Annotated in this window: 11 protein-coding genes; 6 read left to right on the top strand and 5 right to left on the bottom strand. The window is 65.3% G+C overall.

All coding sequences use genetic code 11. The features are described from left to right. Positions 1 to 160 precede the first annotated feature (160 nt). Both QH290_RS28975 and QH290_RS28970 read right to left on the bottom strand, forming a co-directional pair. A complete protein-coding gene (locus tag QH290_RS28975; protein ID WP_280264750.1) occupies positions 161 to 1,264 on the bottom strand; it encodes a 3-dehydroquinate synthase II family protein in 1,104 nt (367 codons plus the stop codon). Between the two features lie 118 nt (positions 1,265 to 1,382). Next, positions 1,383 to 2,177, bottom strand: coding sequence for a 2-amino-3,7-dideoxy-D-threo-hept-6-ulosonate synthase (locus QH290_RS28970; protein WP_280264751.1), 795 nt, complete (start codon positions 2,175 to 2,177; stop codon positions 1,383 to 1,385). A gap of 501 nt (positions 2,178 to 2,678) precedes the next feature. Between QH290_RS28970 and QH290_RS28965 the strand changes: the two genes are divergently transcribed. Continuing rightward, complete coding sequence (locus QH290_RS28965; RefSeq protein WP_280264752.1) at positions 2,679 to 4,739, top strand: ATP-binding protein; 2,061 nt, start codon at positions 2,679 to 2,681, stop codon at positions 4,737 to 4,739. Between the two features lie 43 nt (positions 4,740 to 4,782). Here the strand turns inward: QH290_RS28965 and QH290_RS28960 are convergent, their stop codons facing one another. Further along, complete coding sequence (locus tag QH290_RS28960; protein ID WP_280264753.1) at positions 4,783 to 4,959, bottom strand: hypothetical protein; 177 nt, start codon at positions 4,957 to 4,959, stop codon at positions 4,783 to 4,785. Between the two features lie 491 nt (positions 4,960 to 5,450). Between QH290_RS28960 and QH290_RS28955 the strand changes: the two genes are divergently transcribed. Both QH290_RS28955 and QH290_RS28950 read left to right on the top strand, forming a co-directional pair. Continuing rightward, the gene (locus QH290_RS28955; RefSeq protein ID WP_280264754.1) at positions 5,451 to 5,642 is read left to right on the top strand and encodes a hypothetical protein; all 192 of its coding nucleotides are present in this window, start codon (positions 5,451 to 5,453) and stop codon (positions 5,640 to 5,642) included. A gap of 79 nt (positions 5,643 to 5,721) precedes the next feature. Further along, on the top strand, positions 5,722 to 5,892 hold the full coding sequence (locus QH290_RS28950; RefSeq protein WP_280264755.1) for a hypothetical protein: 171 nt from the start codon (positions 5,722 to 5,724) through the stop codon (positions 5,890 to 5,892). Between the two features lie 256 nt (positions 5,893 to 6,148). On the opposite strand, the gene QH290_RS28945 is transcribed toward QH290_RS28950, so the two are convergent. After that, complete coding sequence (locus QH290_RS28945) at positions 6,149 to 6,394, bottom strand: DUF397 domain-containing protein (RefSeq protein ID WP_425301605.1); 246 nt, start codon at positions 6,392 to 6,394, stop codon at positions 6,149 to 6,151. A 767-nt stretch (positions 6,395 to 7,161) separates the two neighbouring features. Between QH290_RS28945 and QH290_RS28940 the strand changes: the two genes are divergently transcribed. Both QH290_RS28940 and QH290_RS28935 read left to right on the top strand, forming a co-directional pair. Further along, positions 7,162 to 7,509, top strand: coding sequence for a hypothetical protein (locus QH290_RS28940; RefSeq protein WP_280264756.1), 348 nt, complete (start codon positions 7,162 to 7,164; stop codon positions 7,507 to 7,509). 326 nt (positions 7,510 to 7,835) lie between these two features. Continuing rightward, positions 7,836 to 9,443, top strand: coding sequence for an IS1182 family transposase (locus tag QH290_RS28935; RefSeq protein ID WP_342213774.1), 1,608 nt, complete (start codon positions 7,836 to 7,838; stop codon positions 9,441 to 9,443). An 86-nt stretch (positions 9,444 to 9,529) separates the two neighbouring features. Here QH290_RS28935 and QH290_RS28930 read toward each other — a convergent pair whose 3' ends face one another. Further along, positions 9,530 to 9,754: a transposase gene (locus QH290_RS28930; RefSeq protein WP_425301606.1), complete on the bottom strand. Its 225-nt coding sequence runs from the start codon at positions 9,752 to 9,754 to the stop codon at positions 9,530 to 9,532. 163 nt (positions 9,755 to 9,917) lie between these two features. On the opposite strand from QH290_RS28930, the gene QH290_RS28925 reads away from it, so the two are divergent. After that, positions 9,918 to 10,121 (top strand): hypothetical protein, encoded by a 204-nt coding sequence (locus QH290_RS28925; protein ID WP_280264758.1) that lies wholly within the window; start codon positions 9,918 to 9,920, stop codon positions 10,119 to 10,121. The last annotated feature ends 386 nt before the right edge of the window (positions 10,122 to 10,507 follow it).

The raw sequence follows: 10,507 nt of genomic DNA, 5'->3' as shown, positions 1-10,507 counted from the left end.
GACACGAGCTTCACCAGCGGGTGGGGCAACCCTAACCCCAAGTGATACAACATCAAAACCCCCCCCCCCCCAAACCGGTGGACCGCGGGCCTAAAACCGGGGGGGGGGGTGCGGTCCGGGGCCGCCGGGGTGGTCGACGGCCCCGGGCCGCGCGGGGAAGCTACTGCTCGTGCAGGAACTCCTTGATCGGGTAGCCGACGTGGCGCTGGTCGGTGAGGGTGTGGCCGAGGACGACGTCACCGGGCCGCAGGTCGGTGATGTTGAGGACGCTGCCGCCCGGGCCGAGAACCCGTACGTGCCAGTCGTTCTGCATGACCAGTTCGACGTCGGTGCCGGAGGCGGTGCGGGCAGTGATGAGCATCAGTGGCCGGGTCTCCATCTTGATGCGGCCCACGGCGATACGGCGGGCCTCGCCCTTGACGTTGACGGCCAGCAGTTCCGATCCGCCGCGGAGTTCGGTGAGGTAGCGGGTGTGGTTGTCGGGGGCGAGTGCATAGGAGTGCAGGGCTGCGGCATTGACCCGGAACGGTCGGGTGGGCATGTAGGGCAGCGGGTGGGTTTCCGAGCAGGCCAGCAGCATGCCTTTGGCGAAGGATCCGACGAGGATGCCTTCGTCGAGACCGAAGTGGGTGCAGGTGTCGATGCAGACTCGTTCCCCGAGCCCGACATGGCGCAGGCTGAGGATCTCGGTCTCCTCCAGGGTGAGGCTGATGTTCTGGCTGTGGCAGATTCGCACCAGGTCGGTGGCGTCGCCGACCCGCCGCGGAGCCAGCAGTACACCTTCGGAGCCGCGTTCGAGCACGCCCAGGGTGATTTCGGCATCCTCGAGGTCGTGTACCACGGTCACCACCCGGCAGTCCGCGCGGTCGCCGGCGGCGAGCAGGATCTCCAGCGGGATACGGCTCGGATCCTGCCGGAAGTGCACGACCAGCCAGTCGAGTTCGGTGGCCACGCGGCATGCGATGTCGAGGGTGTGCTCGTCGACGACGTCGATGTACACGCCCTGCGCGGCACCCGTCGCTATCGGCATGTCCGGCGTCGATAGGCGGTGATCGGACAGCACGACGTCGGCGGCCGCGACCAGGTCGTCGATGCCGGTGGTGTCGGGCCCGATGACGACCACTTTCTGGATGTGCGGGGGCAGGGTGTGCAGCAGCGCGGGGTCGTCGGCGACGATGCCGGCTATCCCGTTGTGGATGGCTTCTTCGACAATCGCTTCGGTCTGCTGGTCACGTCGGCGGACGTCGATCCATGCGAACTTCACTGGGACTCCTTCGATCTCGCAACTCGGTACAGCGCCTGTGCGGCAATGGGTGCCGACAGGGATCAGGGCGCCGTCGGGACGGCGGGGCCGGACGGACTTGTCAGGAGACGGGATTTGGTCAGGCGACGGCGGCGACAGCGCGGCCGGCGTGCACGGCCTCGGCGACCCGGCGGGTGGTCTCGGCCGGGTTGTTGGAACGAAAGATGTTGCGGCCCATAGCAACTCCCAGGGCTCCGGACGCCATGACCTCGGAGACCGCCTGTGAGAGTGTGTCGTCGTCGTGCACCGGGGCGCCCCCGGCCGTGACGACCGGGATCGGGCAGCTGGCCACTACCCGGGCCATCGATTCGAGGTCGCCGGTGTAGGGCGTCTTGACGATGTCGGCCCCCAGGTCCGCGGCGATGCTCGCGGCGTGCGCCACCAGATGCTCCGCCGCGGGGTCGATGATCTGCGGCCCGCGTGGGTAGATCATCGCCAGCAGTGGCATGCCCCAGCGCGAGCATCGTTCGGCTACCTGGCCCAGATCGCCGAGCTGGCGTGTTTCGGTCGCGGAGCCGAGGTTCACGTGCACGCTCACCGCATCGGCGCCCAGCTCCACCGCTTCCTCCACCAGTGCCAGCAGGATCTTCGCGTCGGCGTCGGGTGCGTGGGCGGTGCTTCCGCTGAGGTGCACGATCAGGGAGATGTGGCGAAACAACTCTGGTGGCAGGAACCGGACTCGGCCCTTGTGCAGGATCAGGCCGTCAGCGCCGTTGTCGGCGACGATCCGCGCCAAGCGCACCAGTTCGGATCCGGTGGTAATCGGCCCATCGGCCACCGAGTGGTCCAGCGGTACCAGCAACAGGCTGTCACTGGATTCGTTCAACAGACGGCAGAATCTGACGCGTTTTCCTCCGTGTAGATGCAGTTGCATGGCGATGCCTCCAGCAGGAATAGGAAGAACAAGGGCAATGCCGATCGGACGGTGTGGCTCGTACTGCTTGACGCCACGCATCATCTTGCAGGTGAAACAAAGCATTTCCTACGTCGGATCGGTGAACAGAAATCAAAGATCACGACACCATCTCGACGGCTCCCGTACTTCAAGAAGCCTTGACAGGTGAATGGGTTTTCATGACTGAACATGGAGCTCGAATCTCTGCAAGCTCCCTTGTGAATTGGAAGATCCTTCCTGGTAGAAGCCCGTAGCAGGATGTGGTCGGTCCGCTCGATGTACGGTGAAAGAAATCCGCGATGAGGGTATTCTTGTCTTATTGAGACCGGTCTGTGTCTTTTGGCAAGCGTGTGGTGAATCCTGGGATCTTTCGGTAAGGATTGCGACTTGCGCCGTTCAGGCTGTGGTTTCCGGGGTAGCGTTTGATGGGGTGACGGATAGCTGGCAGTGGGCTATCGACAGGGTGATGGGGACCCGACGATGTACACCGATGTGCATGCGGTCGATCGGATCCGCGAACCGGACGACCACAAATACACGATGCGGATCAGCCGACTGGCGATCGACAAACTCGGTATCAAGCTGTACGACCGTGTTTCGGCCGTGCTGGCGGAGCTGATCGCCAATTCCTACGACGCGGACGCCTCCGTGGTGGAGGTGACGCTGCCGTGGGGGGTCACGCTGGCCGGTACGGTGCGGGCCGCCGAGGAGGAGCCCTACGAGATCGTTGTTGCGGACAACGGGCACGGGATGACCGCCGCGGAGGTGAACGAGCACTACCTGATGGTCGGCTCGGACCGGCGGGTGCGGACGGGGTCGGATCTGTCGCGGGAGCGGAAGCGTCCGGTCATGGGGCGCAAGGGAATCGGCAAACTCGCCGCCTTCGGGATCTGCCGGACCATCGAGGTGATCTCCGCCGGCAGCAGTCCGGGAGATCGGACACCGCAGGGGTGGCCGGTGTCGCATCTGGTGATGGATCTGGGGGAGATGCTGTCGGATACCGAGCACGACTACTACCCGGCGCCCGGCCCCCGCGACGGCACCTTCACCGCCGAACGGGGAACGACGGTGATTCTGCGGAACTTCTTCCGCAAGCGGGTCAAATCCGGTCCGGAGCTGAACCGGCAACTGGCCGCGCGGTTCGGGATCGAGCGCCCGGACTGGCGGGTCGAGGTCGCCAACAGCGCCGCGGACCCACCCGGCAGCGAGGGTTTCGTCCTCAGCGATCTGCCGATCGACGTGATGGAGGAGACGCGCATCGATGTGGGCCGACGACCGGTGCGGTTCGGGCGTCAGTTCCTGCCGGTCACCGGCTGGGTCGCCTATTCCAAGCAGCCCTACCGAGATGCGGCCATGGCCGGGGTGCGGATCTACGCGCGCGGCAAAATCGTCGCCCAGACCAGGGATTTCGGCATCTCGTCCGGGTTCACCGGGGAGTACAAGCTGCGGTCGTACCTGGTGGGTGCGGTGCACGCCGACTGGCTCGACGATGAGGAGGACCTGGTCCGGTCCGATCGCCAGGACATCATGTGGAATTCCGCGCGCGGTGAGGCGCTGGCGGTGTGGGGTGCGGGCCTGGTCCGCGAGATCGGGCGGCTGGGGGAGAAGTCGATCCGGGGGCGGGTGTGGCAGGAGTTCCTGGCGAAGTCGCAGATTCACCAGACGCTCGAAGCGATCGCGCCGGGCGACCGTGTGTTTCGTGATTCGGTGCTGGATGCGGCGCGAATTCTGGTGGCGCACAAGGATCGTGCGGCGCTGGAGGATGCCGCGCACGTCGAGAGCATTGTGCGGCTGGCGTTGTCGCTGGGGCCGCAGCGCAGTCTGCTGGAGACGTTGCAGCAGATCGCTCAGGACGGTGATCCGGCACTGGATGTGGTGGTGGCGCTGTTCGAGCGGGCGCGGGTCGCCGAGATCTATTCGCTGGGGCAGATCGCCAGCGACCGGGTCGCGGTGCTGGACCGGCTGCGCGGCCTGATCGACGATCGCCGGTCGCTGGAGCGGCCGTTCCAGGAGCTGATCGAGAGCGCGCCGTGGCTGCTCGCGCCGGAATGGACACCACTGGGCATGAACGAATCCCTGGAACGGGTACGGGCCAGCTTCGAACGCTGGTACGCACAGAAATTCGGCGCCACCCTGGTGACCACGACGATCGGCAGCCACCGTCGCGAACCGGACTTCGTGCTGCTGCACGACTCCGGCGAGCTGTGGATCGTCGAGATCAAGCGGATGGACTACCACCTCACCGACACCGAATACGCACGCGCCATCAACTACCTCTACGCGTTGGATCGCTTCCTCGACGACAACCCCCGAATCGGTGCCCAATTCCCCAGGCGCAGACTGACTTTCATCGTCGACCACGTCGACCGGCTCGGCCCGGCGTCGCTGTCGTCGCTCGACAGCGACAGCCGCGTCGACCGCCGCACCTGGCGCGAACTGCTCGACGCCACCCTGCGCGCCCACCGCGACTTCCTCGAACGCGTCTACGCCATGCGCGGCGACGACGAAACGACGCTGTCCGGGCACGCCTGGGCGGGGTGATCCGAAACCTGTTGGCGCAACCGCGGTCTCGCACCGACAACGGTTACGGCGACCATAGTTCGGGATTCGGCAAGTCCGCCAACGCGCCGGTCACCTGGTCGTCCACACGGACGTCGACACCGTGCAGGCCGAACTCGGCAGCCAGTCTGACGGCGATCGCCCGGCTGGCCCGGTAGTCGAGTACGGCTCCGCCCGGCGGGAACCGCAACTGCACGTGCACTGTCTCAGTATGTCGGCCATCGTCGTCACACCACCCGATCTGTCGGTGCCCGACAGTCCACGGCACACACGCGATCGGTGCCCGCGCCGACAACGGCGCAGCAGCACCCGACGATCATCGATGCCTTCAGAAGTGCCGCCGGTCTCCACTCTGACCCGGCCCAGGACTCGCTCCGCCCATCCAGCTTCCGAAAAGAAGAAACTGCAGCAGCCCCAGCGGAATCGGACACAGCGCCGCGCACGCGGGCGCTGGCCGGTCAACGCCCGTTCCTCCCCGTACGGATTGGTCGGAAGCTCGTCGAGCTGCGATGGACACCCACGACGTGCCTGTGGAGAACGTGCCTGTTCGACCGGTCGCCATCGAAGATACCGAGAACGTTCACCGCGAGCTAACGGGTGGGAGGCATCCTGGTATCGCCTCTACCGTGGGCGTCGACCGATGTGGCACGCTGATATCCGACCGGTCGTTCACATTTCTGTGAAGGCTCCACCATGAACGGTATCGACCAATGGGTACGACTTTCCGCGATCCATGTCCAATGGTCCACAGCGGACGCGGCATTCGTCGCCGTCTCCGAGCAGTTCCCTGGCCTGACCTATCAGCACGAGTCGTCGTTGACGGCGCTCGACGGCCTCGTCGATCTCATCCATGCGTCCCTCGCAGTAGACCGCCGACGAAGTTGAGACGGGTAGCGAAAGGCTTCCAACGCCGTCGCGCATAACTGCCAGTCCACAAACTGATCGAAATAGCGGTTGTAGCGATGTGATCTGGGGACCTCTGGGCCTGTCGGTGTGGTCGCTGGCGGTCTATCGCCGAGACGGTGACTGGGTTGTGGCGCGACGAGCTGGCCTGCGTGAGGCTGCCGCGGTCGAGGAGGTAGAGGGGCTGCGTCGGCGGATCGCCGAGTTCGCCGAGGGGATTGCGGGCGTGTGAGCTGCGGTTGTCGGGGCTGGTGAGCGCCATGCGAACCGTATGACACGCCGCGCGACCTCCGGTGATCCGAATCCCCCAGTTGCTCCGACGCCGAGGCGACCGGAGCCGACCTGGATCGGGTAGCCAGACGAACAACTGCAGCCGGTTCGTCCATCCGATGAGGTCCGAATCCGGGCAGTTTGACACGACACCGTTCCTGGTCTCGACCAGTGCGGGTATCAAGACCGTTCACGGCGCTCTCTGCCTATGCTCGCGCTTACGGCCGGTTGAACTCGCCATCTGTGGTACCGGCGACGAAGGCGTCCCATTCGCTGGGAGTGGAGACGAGCGCGGGACCGGTGGGGTTCTTGGAGTCGCGAACTCCGACCATGCCCCCATCGAGGAACGCGACCTCGACACAGTCCTTGCCCATCGAGCTGCGGCCGCTCTTGCGCCAGTGGGCTTCGGACCATCCAGACCCATCAAGGGTGGCCGCCGTTCGGCGGCAGGCGGACAACAGCACCGTCCATGCAACCCTCGGTGTCGAAACCTTGCGCGACAAGAAGATATCCGCTTGGTAACGGCGAACGCCACCGGGTTAGAGGAATCGAATTATGTTGCACCACACGGATTAATCATCTGATCGCTGATTGGCGGGTACGCGTGCAAGCGGATGGGCAATAATCCGGCTGGGCGGACATGTGGCTCCGGTTCGGTGGACATGATTTCGTGTCCGCCACACCGGAGCCGAACCGACCGCCTACCCGGCATTCACGGGCTCAGGCACAAAGTTGGTGGCGCCCTGGCGATTTGGAGTCGGGTGAGGGGTGATCGATCATGATCCGGGTGTGCTGATGTTGATCTGAAGGCTCTGCTTCCGCATCTGGCCGACCTGAGCATCGAACAGGTCACCCGCGGCGGAACAGCTTTACGGATCCATGCCAGCGTCACCGCGCAGGGTGCGTCGTGTCCGGGTTGCACTGGTTGGTCGGTCCGGGTGCACAGTCGCTACCAGCGGTGTCTGACCTCCTCGGCGAGATCCGCCGCATCGGTGCGTGTGAAGCACGCCGCGCTCGACGCCGCCACCGGACCGCTGAGCGATCGTGAGAAGGCGATGCTGGCGGGTCAGCTGACCAGGGTCGCCGCGCATATCGCCACTCGCGTCGGTGCCGACCGGGGGTTGCCGCCGCCGGGCATGCTGCCTGGCGCGGGAACAGACCGGCTCGATCTGTCGGCGCAGTTTTCCGCGGTGCGTCTGGCAGGGATGTTCCTGCGTAACACGTTGTTCCGGTGGGGTGGACGGATGTGCTGGCCGATGCCGAACGGGTCGTCCACGATCTCACCAAGGCGTTCGCGGCCGCCGTGGAAGACTACGAGCTGCAGTATCCGACCAGGTTGACGCTGTGGTTGCGGGCCGAATCCGCGGCGCGGTTGCTGGTGGAGGTGCACGACTCGCCGGAAAACTCGATGATCATCGCCGAGTCCGGGCGGTTGGTCAGCGATTACGTGGAACGCATCAAAAGTGCCCGCTGCGGCCAGCACACCGCCACACCGCCACGGGCAGAACCGTGCTGTGGGCGGAGCTGGCACGGCCGGAACTGTCGGCGCGCTGGCTGTAAAACTCTTCCTGCTCGATAGATCTCTTGGACCTTCTCCGTCACCGCCGTCCGCTCAACGTGTGACATCGATCGATGACACGAGGACCCTCGGATCGAGATCAGCGCACCCGGATCATGATCGACTACTGTCCGCTGGACTCCAAATCCTCAGGGCGCCGCCAACTTTGTGACAGATCCCAATGTCCGTTGACAGGCATCGACAGCGAGACGAGCCTGGGCGTCCCGATCGCCACCGTCGCCGCCCCATCGCCACGTTGCCCAGCCACACCGTCCGAAGCCGCATGCCCGCCATGGGCGATCTCCGCCGTCCGCCCTAGGTGGCTGGTGTTTTTCGTGCGGTGAGGGGTGTGTCTCGAGCAGAATGTTCGGGTGACGTTGGGGCGTGTGCCGAGTCAGGGTGATCTGCTGCGGTCGACGGCGGAATTCTGCGCGGGCCGGGTGGCGGAGGACTCGATTTATGGTGTGCTGCACCGGGAATGCGTCCGGTTGTTCCCGGACGAGATGTTCGCCGACTTGTCCACCGATGCGGGTCGCCGTAGCGTGCCGCCGATGATCGTGGCAGTGGTGATGGTGCTGCAGCGCATCGAGGGTCTGTCGGATCGGGAAGCGGTGGAGCGGTTCGCGTTCGATGCCCGCTGGAAGTATGCCGCCGGAGGCTTGGATTTCGACTATCCGGGGTTCGTGCACACGGTGCTGGTGGACATGCGGGCGAGGCTGGCCCGTTCGGACCGGCCCGACCGCATCTTCGATGCCGTGCTCGAGGTGGCGCGTGCCCCGGGGCTGATTGGCCGCAAGCGGGTGCTGGACTCGACTGCGCTGTATGACGCGGTGGCCACGATGGACACCGTCACGTTGATCCGGTCGGCGATCCGTGGCCTGCTCGCCGTCGCCGACGTCGAGCAGGCCGCTGCGCTGCGGGCGGTGATCACCAGCGGTGACGACTACACCGATACCGCGAAACCCGTGATCGACTGGGACGACGAGACCGCCCGTGAGCAGTTGATCGATTCCCGTGCCCGGGACGGGTCGGCGATGGTTGCGCTGTTGAACGGGCGCGAGCTCGACGAACGCGTCGGCCAGGCCGCGCGGCTGCTGGCCACTGTGCTGGGCCAGGACATCACCGATGACGACGGGAACTTCCGGATCGTGCGTGGCACAGCAGCCGACCGGGTGATCTCGACTGTCGATCCCGAGACCCGCCATGGGCACAAGACCAGCGCCCGGGGGTTCGACGGCTACAAGGGCCATATCGCGATCGACCCCGACAGCGAGATCATCACCGCCACTGCGGTCACCCCCGGCAACAGCGGCGACGCCGATGCCGCTACTGGCCTGCTGGCCGACATACTGCCCTCCGAAGCCGAAGCCGAAGCCGAAGCCGAAGCCGGCGCGGTGTTCGGTGATGCCGCTTACGGTGCAGGAGAGTTACTGAAACGGTTGGACGACAATGGGATTCGCAATCAGGTCAAGGTGCAGCCGTCGGCGTCGGTGAAGGGGCATTTCTCCAAGGACCGCTTCACGGTCGACCTGGAACGGCAGACGGTGACCTGCCCGGCCGGGATCACTGCGACAATCCTGCCCAGCACCGGCCGTCACACCGGTGTCGCCTATTTCGGTTCCGCCTGCGGCGAGTGTCCGTTGCGCGCGCAGTGCACCTCGGCGGCTGGCGGGCGCACGATCACCGTCGGTGCCTACGAGAAATACCTGGCCACAGCCCGCACACGACAACGGGACCCGGACCGGAAGGCCAGCTACAGCGCGACCAGACCCAAGGTCGAATGCAAGATCGCCCACCCGATGCGCCGCCGCCACGGCGGGCGCCGCGCCCGCCTTCGCGGACGAGCGAAGATCGGCGCCGACTTCGGCCTGCTCGCCGCCGCGCACAACCTCGCACGCCTTGCCGTCCTCGGCATCGGCCACACCACCAGCGGCTGGGCCGGTGCCCGCATCTGAGACCGACGAGCCCAGCGCCAACGGCCATCCCGAACAGTAACGGGCACAACCAGATACAGTCCCAGCGACGGGTCCGCCAGCACCAGTCAACCATCAATCCCGCACCGACCGGGCGGCCTCACCGCCCAAATGGGCCCGTTCGACACCAGCCACCTAGGGCGAGTTCCGTTGCGCACGTTCACCGTTTCCCGCTCCTCGGGCGCCTCGTGCTTGTCGTATCCGCGGTGATCGGTCATCTCTTCGTTCAACGCGGTTTCGAGGACGGTCTTGCTGAACTGCTTGAGCAGCCCGTCCGGACCGGTCAGCGACAATCCCCTCCTCCTTGGCCATCCGGACCAGTTCCTGACCGGCCAACTCCTCAGAGGAAGCCCCGACCGGCTTTTTCCTCGTCACCGGATCCAAGTGTCGGCACGGCGGTACCTTCCCGCTGAACTTCGTTCAGCGAATCGAACTCCAAACCCAGGGTGGCACTTGATGCCTGATGCGTTGACGGCCGAGACGGCCGATACTGCTGCGGTGGCGAAACGGCAGGACGTGAAGACATCGGCGGTGGATGCGGATCTGGTTGGCCAGTTGGTCGAGCAGGCTCGTGCGAATGGATTGCAGCTGACCGGCGAGGGCGGGTTGACCGCCCCGCAGCCGGGCCTTGCGGACCCGTGCAGAACATCTGCCGGGTGAAATCGGAGGTGGTGGCGTATGCGGGTGGTCATCGCCTTCGGCAACTCCCTCGACTCGATGCCGAACCGATTGTGTCCCGATTCGTCGGTGACCATTATCCGGGGTTCCGCAGAATTCCGAGCGTCCGGAGTGTCGGCATTCACGGAAATTCCCTGCGTGAGGTTGGTTGACCGGAACTGCTGGAGGCCAACCGTTTTCGACGGAGCGAGTTGGTCATACGACCGTGCCATCCAAGTTGACTTTGTTGCTCTCGGCGTTGTTGTCCGACCGTTTTCCGGATGTTCCGTTGTGTCCGCTTTTCTACGAGTGCGGATTCTCGTTACGGCGATTGCGCAACGTGGCTTACGACCGGACTGGCACGAACCGAAGCTGGCAGGAAGTCGGTG

It is taken from the genome of Nocardia wallacei, from assembly GCF_029869545.1.
Classification (GTDB): domain Bacteria; phylum Actinomycetota; class Actinomycetes; order Mycobacteriales; family Mycobacteriaceae; genus Nocardia; species Nocardia wallacei_A.
This window is presented reverse-complemented; position numbering and strand designations above follow the sequence as displayed.